This is a genomic window from Ruminococcus sp. 5_1_39BFAA, from assembly GCF_964240875.1.
GTDB lineage: Bacteria > Bacillota > Clostridia > Lachnospirales > Lachnospiraceae > Blautia_A.
On the sequence record NZ_CAXSVO010000023.1, the window covers coordinates 27332 to 45872 of the forward strand.

Sequence of the window (18541 nt, forward strand, 5' to 3'; positions counted from 1 at the left end):
TCGGCAAAATCTTTGCGATTAAATCCGCGATTAATTCACTCTGCGCTGCCGCTTGAGTTCATTAAGTGCTATTATATCATATTCCCGAAAGTTTGCATTACAAAATTCGACTTTTCATAATTTATTTATATTTAAAAGTCCTTTCGGCCGGTTTTGTATGAGTAGGGGGAACTTGCCGTTCCGAAAGGACTCCTTTCTCTTTTGTATCTTTCATGGGTTATGTAGCCCCGATAAAATCAAAATCCACACGGGCAATCAGGCCCTTTTCATCTTCCGTGTAGTCCCGCATATATCCGCCGCCATCTGCAAACTGACAGGCTTTTGCGATGGTTTTCGGAGTGCTTGGTTCTCCGTCCAGGTAAAGAGAAATTCCCTTTTCCCTGTAAAGCTCCAACTCCTGCTTCAACGGCTTACAGGACTTTTTCTTCCTTTTCACTCGTGATATATTATTCGTGCCCTAACCTCCTTTCTTTTCTACTGAATTTAGAAAACACCACACAGGTTACAGAAAAGACACTTGTACCGACAGCTTACTTTATCTTCGTGGAAATTGGTGTGACGCCACAGCAAGAATGCTGCAAGACAATAATCGGCGGCAACCATAAAACTTTTGAACAGTTACAATGTTAATACTTTAAGCGAACTTTATGTCAACGGGTTACAGCTTATAAAGCCATCTGACAAATTTCTTTTCTTGTTCTCCATTATACAGATTTTATGTCATGATGCAAGGGCTTTTGTCAAGTTTTGAAAAATTTAATATTTAATATTTCAAAGTATTCTGCAGTTCACAATTCTTTCCTCTTGCACTTTTCATTCATATATTATAAAATGTAGAATCATATTATTTATGAATTCACAAATGCCATCGGTATAAAATAAGAACAGATACCACTTCTCAAAGAATAGGATGTGATAATATGAAAATAGAAAAAATCAACGAAAACCAAATCCGCTGCACTCTCACAAAGGAAGATTTGGAGAGCTACCAGATTCGGATCAGCGAGCTGGCATACGGCACGGAGAAAGCGAAAAATCTTTTCCGCGAAATGATGCACCAGGCACAGATCGAGTTTGGCTTTGAAGCAGATAACATTCCGCTGATGATCGAAGCTATCCCGGTAAATACAGAAAGCATCATCCTCATTGTCACCAAGGTGGATGATCCAGAGGAGCTGGACACACGTTTTTCCAAATTTGCGCCCTACAAAACCAATAAGCAGGAAAACATCCAGTTTGACGGCGCTGACAATATCATTGATATTTTTCAGAAGCTCTGCGAGGCCAGACAGAAGTCATCCCAAAAGAAACAGGAAAAGGCCGATGCTTCCCCGGCAAAACCTGCTGCGGAGGAGGCTGCCGTTAATCTTCTGCGCCTTTACACCTTCCCGACGCTTGACGATGTGATCGCTGCTTCCCATGGACTTTCCGGCTTTTTCACCGGACAAAATACCTTGTACAAAAATCTGGCAGACAGCAGCTATCAACTGGTGATCCATCAGTCCGCCTACACACCGGAGGAGTTTAATAAGGTCTGCAACATTCTTTCCGAATACGGAAACGGGCGCGCCTTCACTCTTTCCGGAGAAGCATACCTGAAAGAACATGGCGAGATGATCAGCCAAAATGCCGTACAGCAGTTGGCACAGCTTTAAGAAAAAAAGAAAAAGACCGGCACATCACCGGTCTTTTTTATTTGTCATTATGCTTCCAGCACAATGCATAAATTACTGAGCAAGAAAATCATTGATCTGCTGAACCAGTACGTCTGCATCCATGCCGTGAACCATTGCAGCTTCTTCAAGGGATTCCATCTGAGAAGACGGGCATCCGATGCAATGCATACCTGCTCTCATAAGAATGCCTGCAATATTCGGATCTAACTGAAGTAACTGGCCGATCAGCATCTGTTTTGTTACCTGTGCCATGATATAATTCCTCCTTTTTGTTTTAACAAGACATGGGAAAGCATTCCCATTCCAGCTCATTATAATACCAAACTCATCTTTTCGCAACTGCCTGAAATCTAAAAATATGTTTATAATTTTGTACTTGTAATCCTATCCCAGATATATTAGAATGTGTGTATGACCCGAACAGGGGGCAAAAGAGATTAAAAGGAGGATACTATTATGGCATATGTAATTTCTGACGAATGTGTTAGCTGCGGAACTTGCGAAGGCGAGTGCCCATCTGAGGCTATTTCCCAGGGCGATGACCATTACGTAATCGATGCTGATGCTTGTGTAGAGTGCGGTACTTGCGCAGATGTATGTCCTACCGGCGCTATCAGCCAGGAATAATACTTACCCGAAAGGGACTAAAATGCTGCAGGCTTTAAAACCTGCAGCGTTTTTCTTTTGCATATCCTTGATATTTCCGCTCTCTGTGCTTAGGATTTTACAATATAATATCCCAACTTTACTTCTTTTAGGGCGCTTTCTCCCTGCCCCAGTATCTCCATCAGCATTTGTACCGCTATCTCTCCGCTTTTTTCATATGAATAGTGGACTGTGACCAGAGGCGGCGCTGTTACCCTTGCCATCTCGGAATCCCCCTGTCCCGCCACCAATATCTGATCCGGAACCGCTATTCCATGCTCCTGCAGATACTGCATGGACCCGGCAGCCATGGTATCCGTAGCGCAGATCAAGCCATCCAGCTCCCTGCATTTTTCCAGTATCTCACCTGTCTTTTCATATCCGGACTGAACTGAGAAAGAGGCGATCACAAAATTTTCCGCAAGCTCGTTATGTCCCATATCACACACTGCATCCCGGAATCCCCTGTACCGCTCTGCTCCTACAGCCTTATCCTGCTGGATCGCACCAATGTAACCAAGTTTCTTCCTTCCCTTTTCCAGGAAAAACTTTGTAAGATCATAGGCTGCATGGTAATCATCATGAAAGACACAGCAGCAGCCTGACAACTGCTGCCCCAGGATCACAAGCGGAACGGGAAACTTTTTCAATATACGTTTATGCTCTGCTGTAAAGACCGTGGCGACCAAAATCACGCCATCCACCTGTTTGTCATTAAAAGCAGACAAATATTCCAATTCTTTCTTTGGATTATTTTGAGTAACGGCCAACAGCATCTGATACCCGCTCACATTTAAGACAGACAGTATTCCTTCCACAATCCTTCCAATGGACGCAGATGCGATTTTTGGCACGATCACACCAATCATTTTCGTTTTCTTTGTTCTAAGCGTCTGTGCCTGGACAGACGGTCTGTATCCTGTTTCTTCTACAACCTTTCGGATTGCTTCCCGCTTCTCATCTGAAATGTATCCGTTATTAAAATAACGGGAAACGGCTGCTCTGGACACGCCTGCCATTTTTGCGATTTCTGCTATATTCATCCGCATTGCTCCTTGTCATAATAATGAAATCTTTTTCATAGTATAGCACAATCAAATATGGATTTCCAGCCGTGTCTGATACTATAGCCTGTTCTTCACTCCATAAAGACCTACTGGGATTTCTGCTGCTTTTTCTTCAGATAATAAAAACCGTAAGCCGGAATATTCACCCCTGCCGCCTTCATTTCCCTTCCTGAAATCAGTTCCACATAATCTCCGTCTGTTTCATTGATCCATGCTGTCTTATCAAATTCGCTGAAGTTGAACAGCCCTATGATCTTCTCGCCTTCATAATATCTTCCGATGCACAGTACAGACTGATCCCATGTCTCAATGGTCCAGGTGTCTGCATTGGATACAAATGCCTTTTCCTTTTTCCGTATCTTCTCCAACCTGTCCAGACTATAGAAAATTTTTCCCTCCACAGTATTGGAATCCTGAATATTTTCAGCCAGCTCCCAATTCATCGCCCCACGATGGAGATATCTGGAATCAGCGGCTTTATGGGGATTTTCTTTATATGTATAGTCATTGACCTGTCCAATCTCATCCCCACTGTACAGCACCGGAATACCGGACTGCATAAACATATAAGCATGGAGCATCACATCCAGCCTGACGGCCTTTTCCATCGCCTCATTGTCTTGCTCAAATCCAGCCTTCTCTATACCGCACATTGACGCCGTTGTTCCGCAAAATCTGGCATCTCCGGTAACCGGGTCCGCATTGTAAAGCTCCCCGCGGCTTTTGCTGTCCCCTGCATAGCCCTGGAAATAATCGTTCAAATATTTCTTATGGCAGCGCTCCTCAATTCCTTCTGTCATCAGAGTCCCATAATCAAGCCCCCAGCCGATATCATCGTGGCACCGGAGATAATTTAAAAATACATAATCCTTTGGAAGTGCATTTACAATATCAAGCTGCTTTTTCAGCAGTCTTACATCTCTGGTTGCTACGGTATGCCATGTGGTTGCCATTGTAGTAACATTGTAGAGCATGTGGCATTCCGGTTTCTCCACTGTTCCAAAATACGGCACTACCTTTTCCGGTTCCATGACCACCTCTCCGAGCAAAAGAACGCTTGGGCAGACAATCTCGCTGATCATACGCATCATGCGCACAATGGTATGTACCTGCTGCAGATTCCGGCACGGCGTATTTAATTCTTTCCAAATATATGGAACTGCATCTATACGGATAATATCAATCCCCCTGTTTGCAAGATAAAGGAAATTATACATCATCTCATTGAAAACCCTGGGGTTTTTATAATTCAGATCCCACTGATAGGGATAAAAGGTTGTCATAACAAAATACCCTGCGTCATCAAGCCATGTAAAATTCCCCGGCGCTGTGGTAGGAAATACCTGCGGAACCGTTTTCTCATACAGGGACGGCATGTACCAATTATCAAAGAAAAAATAGCGGCTCATATATTCCCCATCACCCTGACGTGCTTTTCTCGCCCACTCATGATCCTCTGATGTATGATTCATAACAAAGTCCATGCAGACATTGATACCCTTTTTATGACAGGCCGCTGTCAGATTTTCCAGATCCTTCATAGAGCCAAGTTTTTCCTGTACCTTTCTGAAATCAGATACCGCATAGCCCCCGTCAGAACGTCCCTCGGGTGTATCGAGAAACGGCATCAGATGAATATAGTTTACATTGCACTTCTCAATATAGCCCAATCTGGCTTCAACGCCCTTCATATCTCCCGCAAAATTGTCAATGTAAAACATCATGCCAAGCATATCATTCTGCTTGTACCAGTCCGGCTTTTTCTCCCGTTTCAGATCCAATGCTTTTAAATCTTCATTTCTTTCCAGATAGAATTGCTTTATATTGTCACACAACTCAGCAAACATGGAATCATTTCCATATAATTCCATATAAAGCCAGCGAAGCTCATCGTGATGCTTTTCTAATCTCTTTAAAAAAACTGTTTCTGCTGTTTTCATTTCTTCCTGATTTCCCCTTTCCTTATAGAAAGGGGATGCCGCCACAACTCCTCTGATCTTTTCCAGAGCTTGTATAAGCAGCATCCCTTTATTATTTACAGAGTGTTTTCAAAAAATGTTTTCATTCCCTCAAAGGCGGCGGCTTCATCGGCACCTTCTATTTCTACCTCTACAGTGTCACCGCATTTCACTCCAAGCCCCATAACAGCCATCAGCTTTGTTGCGCCTGCTGCTTTTCCATTCATTACGATCTGGATCTTGCTCTCATACTTCTTTGCTTCCTTTACCAAAAGCCCTGCTGGTCTTGCATGAATTCCTATCTCGTCCTTGATCACATAACTAAATTTCTGCATTTCTGTTACCTCCCTGGATATTATATAAATTTTATTTATTCAATTGTAAAAAGCTTTTCCATAGTATCTGTTTTTCCGGTTTTTAATACCTTAAAGCCGGGATAATCATCACTGTTCGTCAAAAGCACGGCAGTTGTCGTACTATATCCCGCTTCTTTAATCTTTGAAATATCAAAGGTAAGCAATTTCTGTCCGGCTTTTACCTTGTCGCCTTCGGAAACCAAAAGGTTAAATCCCTCTCCCTTCATATTTACAGTATCAATTCCCACATGGATCGGACCTCCATTCCATCAGGGCCAGTGATTCCTATGGCGTGGCAGGTGTCCGTAACCGAGGAAATTTCGCCATCAAATGGAGCAACTACTTCTCCAGCCTCCGGCTCAATTCCTACTCCGTTTCCAAGAATACCAGCCGCGAATGTCTCATCCGGGATTTCCTCTCTGCTAATAACATTTCCCCTCAAAGGAGCAAATAAAGCTTTTTCCGCTGCAGCTGGTTTCTCCGGAATCTCTGCCTGTGCCTCCTCTGCCTTCGGCGCAGTTTTTTCGGAAGCTCCGTCTTCCCCGGTCTCCTCCTTCCAGGTAAACCATGTAAGGGCAAAGGAAACGCCAAAGGATACTGCCAATATGATCGCATACTGTACAGTGTAATCCAGTGTGATCAAAAATCCTGGAATACCTGTTACTCCGTAGGAGGTTGCGCCGATATGGAAAATGGATCCAAGCAGCGCTCCTGCTGCTCCGCCGATCATACCGCACACCAGCGGTTTCATAAACCGAAGGTTCACACCAAAAATAGCTGGCTCTGTAATTCCTAATGCTGCTGATATGGATGATGGGATCGCAACAGACTTCGTTTTCATATTTTTTGCTTTCAGGCCAACAGCAAGGCAAGCAGCGCCCTGCGCAAAGTTTGCTGCGGATGCGATCGGCATCCAGATGTTCAGTCCATCCACTGCGGAAAGCATTCCCGCTTCAATAACATTGTACATATGATGAATACCGCAGACTACTGTAAGCGGATACAACGCGCCCATGATCATAGCGCCGATTCCATGTCCTACTGTAATGATCCACCCTGCAAATTCCAACACATAGCTTTCTGCTGTTGAAAATACCGGACCGATGATTCCCAGCGTGATAAATGCAGTTACAAGTACCGTACAAAGCGGAGTTACAAATAAATCGATCATTTCCGGCACATGCTTGTGCAGCCATTTCTCAATTTTACACATCAGCCACACCGCAATAACGACCGGTATCACATGTCCCTGATATCCCACCTGACGAATGGAAAATCCAAACAAATTCCATACCGGGATATCCGCTTCTGCCATAGAACCTACGGACCATGCATTGAGCAGGTTTGGATGGATCATGATCATACCAATAACTGCTCCAAGGAAAATATTACCGCCAAATACCCTTGCCGCAGACACTGCGATCAGTATCGGAAGGAATGTAAACGCTGTGTTTGACATCAGATCAAGGATTCCATACCAGTCGCTGCCCGCAAATGACGGAATCGCTTTGCCAAGCGCTTCAACAAGCCCCATCATCAGGCCGGAGGCCACGATAGCCGGAAGGATCGGCACAAATACGTCACCCAAAGCCTTGATCATCCGTTTAAATATGGGCTGCTGGGCTGCAGCTGCTGCTTTTACTTCCTCTTTTGTTGCCGCTGTCATGCCGCTTACCTTCAGGAACTCATCATATACTTTATTTACGGTTCCTGTACCTATGATCAATTGAAGCTGTCCATTATTACTGAACACGCCTTTTACTCCATCAATGTTTTCCAGTTTTTTCATATCGATTTTACTGTTATCCACAGTAACCAGTCGGAGCCTGGTCGCACAGTGTGCTGCGCTTACCAGATTGCTTCTTCCGCCAAGAGTTTCATAAATCTCTTTTGCGCATTTCGCATAATCCATAGCCATATTCTTTCCTCTTTTCCACTTTTTGTTCTCTTAAATATGAAATCGATAACACTTTTTATGAAATAAATATATCACCAATATTTCTCAAAGTAAATTGACATTTATTCTAAATTATCGCAGTCATTTTTGCGCATAATGATGTGAACGATTTCACATTGAGTTATTTAACCCTACAGAATATATCCCATTTCGTCACTTAAGCATAGATTAAATGATACTTTATAAAAGCTTTTCGGATACCGTCATCCTTCACAGATGGACAGATGTCATCCGCCAGCTTTTTCAGCTCTTCACTGCCATTCTTCATACAAATACTAAGACCTGCAGCTTCCAGCATCTCCCTGTCATTCATACTATCCCCAAAAGCCACTGAATCGTCCAGAGAAACCCCAAGATAATCGCAGACCTTTTTGACCGCCTTTCCCTTATCAAACTGTTTATTAACCACCTCTCCGTTAATAAATCCATCCTTATTTTCCGGCTGGATACAGAACTCAAAATCAGATGCCAGAACCTTCTGCGGCTGTACCAATTGATTTCTGGTCCTGCTCATGATCACGATCTTGTACACCGGCTGTCCCCTGTATTCCTTCATGGGAAGAATGTTCAGCGATTTCTCGATCTGTTCTCTCCATCGGAGCAGCTCACTGTTGCTCCCTTCCGCAGCATGGTCCCGCAGAAAATCTTTGAAGCCCTCATCCGTGTATGAACCGTCCATACACTCCACAGTGCGGAATACCCCGTTTTCCTCCAGTACCTTCATTGCGGTCTGTCTCTGCGTTTCCGTCATCGGGCAATCGTAGATCACGTTTTTCCCACATTCGATGTATCCTCCCGAACTGGCCACGATTCCATCAAAATCATATTTCAGCAGCGGGGACAGCATATCATAATTCCTGCCCGTGCACAGGAATACATAATGCCCCTGCTCTCTCGCGCCTTTGATCGCCTGCAAAGCAGATTCCGGCGGATCATTACTCCCCGGCTCTGTCAGTGTTCCGTCAATATCCAGAAAAATCACCTTTCGCTCCATTTATAACCTCCTGTAATTCAGCGTGAAAGCATTTGTTTTGCTTTTGTCCGTATACGCAGCGGAGAACTGCGCTGTTGTGATATCGATTTCATTTTCATATATAATAAACCATTATTTTCATTTTGTAAATTGGCATTCTATATAATTTATCATCTATTTTTTTATTTATAATGCTGAAATCAATTTCATATTGTATCGTCAGTAGTCGTGCAGAGGTTTCCAGAATGCTATCTTATCAGAAAGTGAGTGCCCACGACCATATTCCTTTGACATGAAAAAGTGTGCGCCTTGGCGCACACTCGCGCCGAAGCGCGGTTGCGCCAGCAACCATATTCCTCTTGCGCATAGTGCGCATTCACGCAGCGTAAGCTGCGTTTTTTGTTTCAAAGGAAAGTTCAGCAAATCTTCACGCAGAACAAAATAAACTACTTTCCTTTGAAATAAAAAAGCTACCCTCTATGACAATAGGGGATAGCTCACTCTCTTCAGCTATGTACTTTATTTTTCTTCCTGTTTTTCTTATCCGATGCTGCGGCAGCCTCTTTCCTTGCGAGCTGCTGACGGCGGATGGCCTCGTCCAGTGAACGGCATCTTTTTTCTCCATCATTTTTTGCATGTATTTCCTGAGCAATCAGGCGTTCCAGGATTTCCTGAAACTCCAGTATCTTTTCACTGTTTCTTGGTTCCTGCTGATTGTCTTCTCTGTCAAGAAGTTCCTCCCTGATTATTTCTGCCTCGCTTTTTGCCTCCGGCTTGTCCTCAGAAATTCCCTCTGCTTTTTCTCCTTCCAGAAGCCTGATCTTACTTTCAGCAGAACCCGGTGCCGTATGAGCGATCTGCGGAATTAGATCCTTAATGGCTTTCAGTTGAAGTCCGCGGTTCTTTAGTTCTTTTATATTCAAAAACAACTGAATATCATATCCGGTGTAGTAGCGGTGCCCCAGCTCATTTCTGCCGATTCGGAGATCCAGTTCCTCTTCCCAGTATCGCAGAACATAGGATTTTACCCCAGTCATCTCTGTAGTCTGTGCAACGGTGTACCGTTTTTCCATACTACCCCTCCTTATGAACTTCACTTACTCCATTATAACAAACCGGGCGGAGATTTCAAGAAAAACAGGTCGACATAATGTGTCAAAAGATAAGGCGGTGCGCGGTTTCAGACGTACGAGCCGTGCTCATTCCACACGTACGAGCCGTGCTCACCTCGCGGCTTACGCCGCTCGGTGGCGGGCTTCGCCCTATGCGTCTACAGATAAGAGCCGCCGGGGAAATGCAAGCACTTCCCCGGCGGCTCTTATCCGTATCCGCGCACGGCTCTACTTTTTCATATTTACAAACTGCGTATATCTCGGCAGCCATACTAGTTCTACGGTTCCGATGGGGCCATTTCGCTGCTTGGCTATGATGATCTCCGCAATGTCTTTTTTCTCTGTATCCTTATGATAATAGTCATCCCGGTAAATAAACATGACCACATCCGCATCCTGCTCAATGGCTCCGGACTCTCGAAGGTCGGAAAGCATTGGTCTGTGATCAGGACGCTGCTCCACAGCACGACTGAGCTGGGAAAGTGCAATCACCGGAACATCCATCTCCCTGGCTATGGCTTTCAGGGAACGGGAGATCTCCGAAATTTCCTGCTGCCTGGAATCGCTCCTTCCGCTTCCCGTCATGAGCTGCAGATAGTCGATCATGATAATACCAAGATTGTGCTCCAGTTTATACTTTCTGCACTTGGAACGCAACTCTGAAATGGAAATACCAGGCGTATCATCAATGATCAGATTGGAACGCCCGATGATATCCGCGCCCTCCACCAGTTTTGTCCAGTCCTCGTCCTTTAGATTTCCGGTTCTGAGGTTCTGGGAATCCACATGGGATTCCATGGCAAGAAGACGGTTTACAAGCTGCTCCTTTGACATCTCGAGACTAAAGATTGCCACCGTAACATCCTTCCGAAATGCCATATACTGTGCAATATTCAACACAAATGCCGTCTTACCCATAGACGGGCGCGCCGCGATCAGCACCAGATCTGACGGGTGCATCCCGGAGGTTTTGTAATCCAGATCCACAAATCCTGTAGGAATACCGGTAACGGAGCCTTTCAGCTTGGATGCCTTTTCAATATTATTGATAGCATTCAATACAACCTGCTGAATGGGCACATAATCATCACCCATTTGCCGCTGAAGTACATTAAAAAGCTTCTTCTCCGCTTCGTCCAGGATCATCTGCGTGCTGTCCTTCTCCAGATAGCAGGTATTTGCAACCTCCTCGCTTGTCTTGATCAGACGCCTGAGAACCGCTTTTTCACTTACAATATTGGCATAATATTTTACATTGGCAGAGGTGGGCACGGCAGAGATCAGATCTCTCACATACTCCATGCTGCTGATATCCGGCGGCAGTTCCTTCTCCTTCAAGCGATCCTGCAGTGTCACCATATCTACAGGCTTTCCCTCATTGCACAGCTCCACCATGGCATCAAAGATGATTCCATATTGGCTCTGGTAAAAATCATCGCTTGTGAGAATCTCCGAAGCCACCAAAATGGCATCCCGATCCAGGATCATGGAGCCGATCACCGACTGTTCTGCTTCTATGCTGTGAGGAAGAATCCTCTTGATCAGCGCTTCTTCCATTTGCGATTAAACATCCTCTCAAACTTAGTTTACAGCAATCTAAAAATTGTACGCATCCCCGCAGCGTGAGCTGTGTTCTACTGCGCTTCCTTTACCCATACCTTCAGGCTTCCTGTCACCTTTGGATGCAGACGTACCGGTACATTTGTCACGCCCAGATTCCGGATCGGATTGGGAAGCTGAAGTTTTTTCTTATCAATATCCAGATTTAACTGTTCCTTTGCAGCCTCCGATATTTCCTTTGTGGAGATAGAGCCGAAGGTTTTTCCTCCCTCTCCCACCTTCAGAGTAAGGATGATCTCCTTATCCTCCAGATCTTTTGCAAAGGCTCTGGCGGCTTCCAGATTTTCCTGCGCCACTTTTTCAGCATTTGCTTTCTGAAGCTTTAAATCATTTAAATTCTTTGGAGTTGCTTCCACACCCAGCTTTTTCGGCAGGATCATATTTCTGGCATACCCATCGCTGACATTTACAATTTCTCCTTTTTTTCCAAGAGATTTTACATCTTCTAATAAAATTACCTTCATTGGTTAATTTCTCCTTCCTGACATAATTGATCTATAATATCTTTTAGCATCTGTTCGGTTTCCTCCACAGATGCCTTAACCTGTGCACCTGCAATATTTAAGTGGCCTCCGCCGCCCATTCTCTCCATCATCACCTGTACATTGACCTCGTCAATGGCACGTGCGCTGATATACACCTCATGGTTGTAGGCAGTAAGAACAAAGGATGCCTTTACTCCCGCAATATTCAAAAGCTCATTTGCTGCCTGAGCGCCTACCACGGTAGGGCTTTCCAGACCTTCGCTCGGGCATACTGCAATGGCAAAGCATTTCTGGTAAATATGGGCAGTCCGCACAGCTTCAGCTCGTGCTTTATAGGACTCTATGTTATCCCGCAGCATCTTGCGCACCCTTGTGATATCCGCGCCGTTCCTGCGCAGGAAAGCCGCTGCCTCAAAGGTCCGTACACCGGATCGCGCTGTAAAATTGTTGGTATCAATAACAATGCCCGCATACAGGCAGTCTGCTTCCAGATTACGCAGGCGCAGGTCGTCCGAAAAATACTGCAGAATCTCCGCAACCATTTCACAGGTAGAGGAAGCGTATGGCTCCACATAGGAAAGAACTGCATTCTGGATCACCTCGCTGCCGCGCCTGTGGTGATCCAATACCACGATCGTCTTTGTCATATAAAGCAGATCCTGACATTCCGTATAGCTTGGCTTGTTAGTATCCACAACGATCACAGCCGTATTGTTATCCACCAGCTCCCGTGCCTGTGAGCTGTCCACAAACATGGACGGTTCATAATCCGGGTTGTTGATATATCCCGCCATCAGAGGACGGATGGACGTAGTCGGATCATTTACCACAATGTGAACCGGCTTGCCCAGGGTTTTGCCCGCACGGTAAATACCGATGGCCGCACCCAGCGCATCCACATCCGTGATCTTATGTCCCATGACCACCACACGATCCTTGGTGCTCATAAATTCCTTCAGCGCCTGAGCCTTTACTCTTGCCTTTACCCGGGTGGTTTTTTCCATCTGCTGGGCTTTTCCGCCAAAGTAAGTAATGGAATCGCCGTTTTTAATAACTACCTGGTCACCGCCGCGTCCCAAAGCCATCTCAATGGCAATCCGGCAATACTCATAATTCTGGAGATAGTTTGCCGCATTCAATCCGAATCCGATACTTAAGGTCACAGCCATCTCGTTTCCGATATTTACGGTCTTTACCTCGTCAAGAATATGAAAACGCTGTTCCTTCAAAGCTTCCAGTGAACTCTGGCGCATGATAAGGAAATATTTGTCCTTTTCCAACTTCCGCACCAGACCGTCAAAATTGGAAAAATATTTCGTGATCTTACGGTCAATCAGCGCGGTCAGAAGGGATCGGCGCACTTCCTCTACGCTCTCCAAAGCTTCCTCGTAATTGTCCAGATAAGCCAGAGCAACTACCAGCTTGTCATCCTCATTCTTCTGAATGTATTCCTGCAGCTCTGTCTCATCGTAAAGATACATGGCAATGAGATGGAATTCTTCTTCCATATCCTGCAGGATATCGACCTTATTCACCATTTCCTTCATGGTCACCAACTGCATGGAAACCCGGTATACCCGCTCTCCCAGCCGGATGCTGAGTTCAGAGATTTCCTTTTCTTCCTGTGCCGGCAGGCTCTCTGGTGTGATCTCCGGAAAAATTGTATTGATGTTTTTTTTGTAAAACTGCCCTTTTCCTGTAAGGCTGGCAAAAACCTTGTTGGACCATATCATTTTACCTTTGGTGTCAAGGATCGCATAGGGCAGTGCCAGTTCTTCCAGCATACGCTTCTCCAGCGCATCATATTGATTTGCAAAGTCGATCAGATCGTTAAGCACCCTGGGCTTATGGTACATGGTAACAGCCACAGCGGCAGCAATATACACGATCAGGCCAAATGTTGCGAGAATTCCCGCTTTAATGTTCACGAGGTATATCAGCACATTTAAAATCACCAGAAGAAGTGATAAATAAAGCGGCCACCTCATAAAATGCTTCATAGGTCCTTTAAATTTCAGTTTATCTTTCATATCTTTTCCATTCTTTCTATATAGACAACTAATATTGCTTCCGTAAATAACCGGAATCAAACAGGAACCTTCTTGTTCAAAGAACAATTGGGGGATGCTTTCTCTGACCCAAAAAGCAATACCCTGATTATTATAACAGATTCCAGTGGATTTTACCATAGAATACATGGAAAAAAATACCGCCACCCTCTCGGATGGCGGTATTGCCGGTAAAGCGGACATTCGCATCCCGCTTTGCTACATGCTCATAAACGCAGGTTGCTGCTCGACTTGCGTTTATATTAGTCCTGGATATACGGCATCAGTGCAAGGTGACGTGCTCTCTTAACAGCAACGGTCAGCGCTCTCTGATGTTTTGCGCAGTTTCCGGTGATTCTTCTCGGAAGGATCTTACCTCTCTCGGAAACATACTTTCTTAATTTTGCCACATCCTTGTAGTCGATCTCATTGTTCTCTTTACCACAGAATACACAAACTTTTTTTCTTCTGCGGCCGCCTCTTCTCTTCATTGGAGAATCTGGTCTTTCGCCTCTATTGTTGTAAGCCATGATTACTTTCCTCCTATTTTCAGTTAAATGGTAACTCCTCATCGATTCCATCTGGGATGTTCATGAAGCCGTCAGCAGTTGCTGCGCTGGGGCTTGGCATGGACGGTGCCGGGGCGCTGTGCTGTGGATGGGATGCTGCATAGCTGTCGCTGGAAGCTTTGCTCTCAGCAAACTCCTGCTCCTCCACAACTACCTCTGTGGTGTAGACCTTCTGGCCTTCACGGTTGGTGTAGCTTCCGGTCTGGATACGGCCTGTAACCGCGATCTTCAGTCCCTGACGGAAATACTTCTCGGCAAACTCCGCAGTACGTCCGAAAGAAACACAACTGATAAAATCAGCGCTTGCCTCTCCATCGCGGCGGAATCTTCTGTCTACTGCCAATGTGTACCTGGCAATCGCCAGTGCGTTTTCTCCTGCGGAATATCTGACCTCAGGATCTCTCGTTAAGCGTCCCATTAAAATGACTTTGTTCATTCGTCTTACCTCTCTCATTAATGTCGGGTGAACGGGTTCTTAATGGTGCTTTCTAAAATCCACTTTCAAGTAAAAAGATTACGCGTCTTTTCTGATGACTAAGTATCTTAATACGTTGTCCATGATACGTACATGTCTTTCTACTTCCGCCGGACACTGTGCGTCTGCTTCAAACTGAATAAAGTAGTAGAAGCCTTCATGCATTTTCTGAATTTCGTAAGCTAATTTCTTCTTACCCCATTCTTCAACCTCTGTGATTACGCCGTTGTAACGAGTAATGTAACCTTTAGCTTTCTCAACTACAGCGTCACGTACTTCGTCTTCCAGTTTAGCGTTCACAACTAATGCTAACTCGTACTTGTTCATGCTTGTCTTACCTCCTCATGGTCTAATGGCCCTTTACCTGTCAAAGAGCAAGGATATTTAATATATCACGATTGAAGATTTTAACATATTTTTCCGAAGCTGTAAAGCAGAATTATGCTTTTTTTTGCAGATTTTTTGTATTTTTTTCTACCATTTTTCTGGGTACCATGATCTGATGACCGCATCCCTGGCATTTCAAACGGAAATCCGCTCCCACTCTTAAAACTTCCCATTCCTTGCTGCCGCAGGGATGTCCCTTTTTCAGCGTTACAATATCTCCCACTTCGTATAGAAGTCCCATGATCCCAACTCCTTCATATGCTTTTTGCGTCTATCTGACTATGATCTGTGAAAATACCTTTCCGATAGGCTCTTTTATGAGCAGATCCGCATAACCATCCCTTGGGGTGGAGGATTTGTTGATCACCACCAGATGGTCGCCCCGGAAATAATCGATCAGCCCTGCTGCCGGATATACCGCCAGGGATGTTCCCCCGATGATCAGAACCTGGGCATTGGCGATCGCCCTGACAGAAGCATTAATAGTGTCATTGTCCAGTCCTTCCTCATAGAGCACTACATCCGGTTTTATAATACCGCCGCACTCACAGCGCGGGACGCCTTTGGCATTTTTCATATAGTGAAAATCATGAAACCGTCCGCATTTCATGCAATAGTTGCGGTAAACGCTTCCATGAAGCTCCAGAACATTTTTGCTTCCTGCCATCTGGTGCAGATTGTCAATATTCTGGGTTATCACGGCCTTAAGCTTTCCCGCCTGCTCCAGCTCAGCCAGCTTCAGATGCGCTGCATTGGGCTTAGCCGTATCACAGAGCATCTTATCCTGATAAAACTTATAGAATTCATCAGGATGACGCATAAAAAAGGTATGGCTCAAAATGGTTTCCGGAGGATAGTCATATTTCTGATTATAAAGGCCATCCTGACTTCTGAAATCCGGAATCCCGCTCTCCGTGGAAACCCCTGCGCCTCCAAAAAACACAATGTTATCATACTGATCGATCAGTTCCTGCAGTCTTGCAATTTCTTTTTCCATATGTATCCTCCCTTCCGGAATGCTTTCCGCTACTGCTGTTCCACGTCCACGGCATCCACACGTTTTCCCTGCACCACATATCTGGTAGACTCATTTCCTGTACAGGTGGACAGTGTAACAATTTTGTCATTGATGGTCATATCCCCTGGTGTAGTCTGGATTTCCGAATATCCGGTGATCTTGTTCAGGTAATCCTGGAATTCCTGCCCGGGACCTTTGAACAAGGTATACGTATCACTGTTCACCGCTGTGGTGTAGGCAGAAATAATTTCATACCTGTAATTTTTCTCCGGGGTAAAAATCCAGAAATACTTGCTTTTTCCGTATGCACTCTCGTCCTTGCTGAAGTCCTTAAGCTGCCCGAACATGGAGCCATTCTTCATATTATGACCGTATACCAGGGTATTGCAGTCATTAAAATCCGCACTGTTTTCATAATCAATAAAGATCGTCCCTGCAAAATTATAATTTTTTTCATAAGTCATATGAAGATATGTATTGTTATCCGATCCCTTTACCACCGGATAGCTTACTCCGTCCAGCGCCTCAATATAGATCCAGCCGATCACATCCTCATTCACACTCCTGAGGGATGCAAAATCCACCTTCATTGGCACAGTAAGCTTCGGTCCATCCGGGCCTGACATCTCAACCAGATCGTCCTCATCCGGGTCGCGCTCCGTCACTGCCATCTCGGCAATCTTGTTGTATTCATCCGAACCCTTTTTATATTCTGTGTAAATATGATAGAGATTAAACGCAGCATAGCAGAAAACGCCGATCGCCACCAGCAAAACCACTGTCAGCAGGATATCCCCGGCTTTTTTCTTCTTTTTGGGCTTTCTCTTTTCGTTATCCCTCATAATATCCTCCTTGTCAGTCTTATTCATTCCCCCTGTCCGTTATTATATCATAATAATTTCCACTTTACATACTGTAAATACAGATTTTCGCCCCGGGCTCCGCATTCTGGATGATTTTGATCATATTATCCTGGCTGACCGCAATACATCCGCCCGTATAAGGATTGGAGCCTGTACAGTGAAGGAATATTGCCGATCCTTTTTTGTACACGCAGTCCTTATTGTAATCCAGAAACATTCCATAGTAATAATGGGGCACATAATCGATCAGATGCTCCCCGCTGCACACATGGGGCTTTTCCCTGACATCGACCAGCCTGTTATAATACTGCGCATCTCCGCACCAGTACAGATATTTATTCACCCGCACGTAAGACATTTTTGCTCCCGGATTTTTCTTAATGCCAAAAGCGCTGGTAAGATTAAAGGTTCCTGTGGGCGTCTTTCTGTCTCCCTCGATCTGCTTACCGATTCCATTCGCCCCCACATATCCGTCACAGGCCAAAATGCAGGTCCAGTCTGTTCTGCTCTTCTGGTACATCTCTACCTTTGCGCTGCTTCCTCCTGTATATTTTACAAAAACAAGCTGGTTTGTTTCCCCGTCATTGCTGTAATCATACAGAAGCTGTTCCCATTTATCTCTCATGGCAACGGCCTTCACTCCATTTTTGTTATAAATACTGTACAGTGTTTTTGTAATCCCTGCTTTGGCATTTGCTTTAGACAACGCACGGACTGTATAATAGTACGCCGTTCCCCCGACCAGATTTTTATCGGTATAGGAGGTTACTTTTTTTACGGTTTTGATCTTTTTCCAGGCAGTATCCTCAGTTCTCCGGTAAATCACATATCCGGTAGCTTTTGCCCGTGCTTTCCACTTAATTTCCATAGTTTTCGGATCAGACGACTTTACACTGGAAATGCTCACTGGCTTTCCGTAGAAGTTCTGGGTTACGACCGCGCTTGCCTTGCTGAAAGTCCCATATACAGCCTTTCCCCCGATTTTTGCATAGGCTCTCACCCGATACTGATATTTCGCGCCAACCAGGGTTGTTTTATCGGTATAGGAAAGCTTTGTGCTTTTGCAGGTCCCGATTTTTTTCCATGTGCCGCTCTGCTTTCTGTATATCTGATACCGCTGTGCGCCGCTGACCGGATTCCATGTGATCCGCATATTATCTCCGCTTACCACACTCACACTTTTCAGACTGACTCTTCCCGGTTTTTCCCCCCCAGCCTGGTCCTTTGATGTGGTCTGTGCCGCTGCCGCCTGGCAAACAGAAATGTTTCCAGCCAGAAGCATTGCCATGCAAAGTCCCCAAAACACCATTTTCAGTTTCCTTTTCATCCTTT

21 protein-coding genes are annotated in these 18541 nt (G+C 45.0%); 2 read left to right on the top strand and 19 right to left on the bottom strand.

Features of this window, described 5'->3' with window-relative positions:
• Positions 1-217 precede the first annotated feature (217 nt).
• Positions 218-436 (bottom strand): hypothetical protein, encoded by a 219-nt coding sequence (locus tag ACESZH_RS18060; protein WP_373218117.1) that lies wholly within the window; start codon positions 434-436, stop codon positions 218-220.
• A gap of 484 nt (positions 437-920) precedes the next feature.
• Here ACESZH_RS18060 and ACESZH_RS18065 point away from each other — a divergent pair, with 484 nt between their 5' ends.
• On the top strand, positions 921-1655 hold the full coding sequence (locus ACESZH_RS18065; protein ID WP_373218115.1) for an adaptor protein MecA: 735 nt from the start codon (positions 921-923) through the stop codon (positions 1653-1655).
• Between the two features lie 72 nt (positions 1656-1727).
• Here the strand turns inward: ACESZH_RS18065 and ACESZH_RS18070 are convergent, their stop codons facing one another.
• Positions 1728-1928 (bottom strand): DUF1858 domain-containing protein, encoded by a 201-nt coding sequence (locus tag ACESZH_RS18070; protein WP_373218113.1) that lies wholly within the window; start codon positions 1926-1928, stop codon positions 1728-1730.
• 204 nt (positions 1929-2132) lie between these two features.
• Here ACESZH_RS18070 and ACESZH_RS18075 point away from each other — a divergent pair, with 204 nt between their 5' ends.
• Positions 2133-2303 carry a DUF362 domain-containing protein gene (locus tag ACESZH_RS18075; protein ID WP_373218111.1) on the top strand — a complete coding sequence of 57 codons (171 nt, stop codon included), beginning with the start codon at positions 2133-2135 and terminating at the stop codon, positions 2301-2303.
• 89 nt (positions 2304-2392) lie between these two features.
• On the opposite strand, the gene ACESZH_RS18080 is transcribed toward ACESZH_RS18075, so the two are convergent.
• The 17 genes from ACESZH_RS18080 to ACESZH_RS18160 all read right to left on the bottom strand — a co-directional run bounded on the left by ACESZH_RS18080 (position 2393) and on the right by ACESZH_RS18160 (position 18536).
• A complete protein-coding gene (locus ACESZH_RS18080; protein WP_373218109.1) occupies positions 2393-3364 on the bottom strand; it encodes a LacI family DNA-binding transcriptional regulator in 972 nt (323 codons plus the stop codon).
• A gap of 110 nt (positions 3365-3474) precedes the next feature.
• The gene (locus tag ACESZH_RS18085) at positions 3475-5328 is read right to left on the bottom strand and encodes an amylosucrase (protein WP_373218106.1); all 1854 of its coding nucleotides are present in this window, start codon (positions 5326-5328) and stop codon (positions 3475-3477) included.
• A 95-nt stretch (positions 5329-5423) separates the two neighbouring features.
• Positions 5424-5681 carry an HPr family phosphocarrier protein gene (locus ACESZH_RS18090; protein ID WP_373218103.1) on the bottom strand — a complete coding sequence of 86 codons (258 nt, stop codon included), beginning with the start codon at positions 5679-5681 and terminating at the stop codon, positions 5424-5426.
• Positions 5682-5716: 35 nt separating this feature from the next.
• Entirely contained in the window at positions 5717-5950 is a 234-nt protein-coding gene (locus ACESZH_RS18095; protein WP_373218101.1) for a PTS glucose transporter subunit IIA, read from the bottom strand.
• The gene (locus ACESZH_RS18100; protein WP_373218099.1) at positions 5932-7620 is read right to left on the bottom strand and encodes a PTS transporter subunit EIIC; all 1689 of its coding nucleotides are present in this window, start codon (positions 7618-7620) and stop codon (positions 5932-5934) included. Before ACESZH_RS18100 ends, ACESZH_RS18095 begins: the two co-directional genes overlap by 19 nt.
• A 196-nt stretch (positions 7621-7816) precedes the next feature.
• Positions 7817-8653 carry an HAD family hydrolase gene (locus tag ACESZH_RS18105; protein ID WP_373218097.1) on the bottom strand — a complete coding sequence of 279 codons (837 nt, stop codon included), beginning with the start codon at positions 8651-8653 and terminating at the stop codon, positions 7817-7819.
• A 485-nt stretch (positions 8654-9138) separates the two neighbouring features.
• Complete coding sequence (locus ACESZH_RS18110; RefSeq protein WP_373218095.1) at positions 9139-9705, bottom strand: MerR family transcriptional regulator; 567 nt, start codon at positions 9703-9705, stop codon at positions 9139-9141.
• A 267-nt stretch (positions 9706-9972) separates the two neighbouring features.
• Positions 9973-11301, bottom strand: a complete 1329-nt coding sequence (gene dnaB / locus ACESZH_RS18115; RefSeq protein WP_373218093.1) for a replicative DNA helicase — start codon at positions 11299-11301, stop codon at positions 9973-9975.
• 77 nt (positions 11302-11378) lie between these two features.
• Positions 11379-11828 carry a 50S ribosomal protein L9 gene (rplI, locus tag ACESZH_RS18120; protein WP_373218091.1) on the bottom strand — a complete coding sequence of 150 codons (450 nt, stop codon included), beginning with the start codon at positions 11826-11828 and terminating at the stop codon, positions 11379-11381.
• Entirely contained in the window at positions 11825-13879 is a 2055-nt protein-coding gene (locus ACESZH_RS18125) for a DHH family phosphoesterase (RefSeq protein WP_373218090.1), read from the bottom strand. Before ACESZH_RS18125 ends, rplI begins: the two co-directional genes overlap by 4 nt.
• A gap of 281 nt (positions 13880-14160) precedes the next feature.
• Positions 14161-14427 carry a 30S ribosomal protein S18 gene (gene rpsR / locus ACESZH_RS18130; RefSeq protein WP_373218089.1) on the bottom strand — a complete coding sequence of 89 codons (267 nt, stop codon included), beginning with the start codon at positions 14425-14427 and terminating at the stop codon, positions 14161-14163.
• Between the two features lie 19 nt (positions 14428-14446).
• Positions 14447-14902 (bottom strand): single-stranded DNA-binding protein, encoded by a 456-nt coding sequence (locus tag ACESZH_RS18135; protein WP_373218088.1) that lies wholly within the window; start codon positions 14900-14902, stop codon positions 14447-14449.
• 78 nt (positions 14903-14980) lie between these two features.
• Positions 14981-15268 (bottom strand): 30S ribosomal protein S6, encoded by a 288-nt coding sequence (rpsF, locus tag ACESZH_RS18140; protein ID WP_373218087.1) that lies wholly within the window; start codon positions 15266-15268, stop codon positions 14981-14983.
• 112 nt (positions 15269-15380) lie between these two features.
• Positions 15381-15569 (bottom strand): DUF951 domain-containing protein, encoded by a 189-nt coding sequence (locus ACESZH_RS18145; protein ID WP_373218086.1) that lies wholly within the window; start codon positions 15567-15569, stop codon positions 15381-15383.
• Between the two features lie 30 nt (positions 15570-15599).
• Positions 15600-16325 carry an NAD-dependent protein deacylase gene (locus ACESZH_RS18150; protein WP_373218085.1) on the bottom strand — a complete coding sequence of 242 codons (726 nt, stop codon included), beginning with the start codon at positions 16323-16325 and terminating at the stop codon, positions 15600-15602.
• A gap of 29 nt (positions 16326-16354) precedes the next feature.
• Positions 16355-17188 carry a class B sortase gene (srtB, locus tag ACESZH_RS18155; RefSeq protein ID WP_373218083.1) on the bottom strand — a complete coding sequence of 278 codons (834 nt, stop codon included), beginning with the start codon at positions 17186-17188 and terminating at the stop codon, positions 16355-16357.
• Positions 17189-17252: 64 nt separating this feature from the next.
• Complete coding sequence (locus ACESZH_RS18160) at positions 17253-18536, bottom strand: L,D-transpeptidase family protein (protein ID WP_373218082.1); 1284 nt, start codon at positions 18534-18536, stop codon at positions 17253-17255.
• Positions 18537-18541 lie beyond the last annotated feature (5 nt).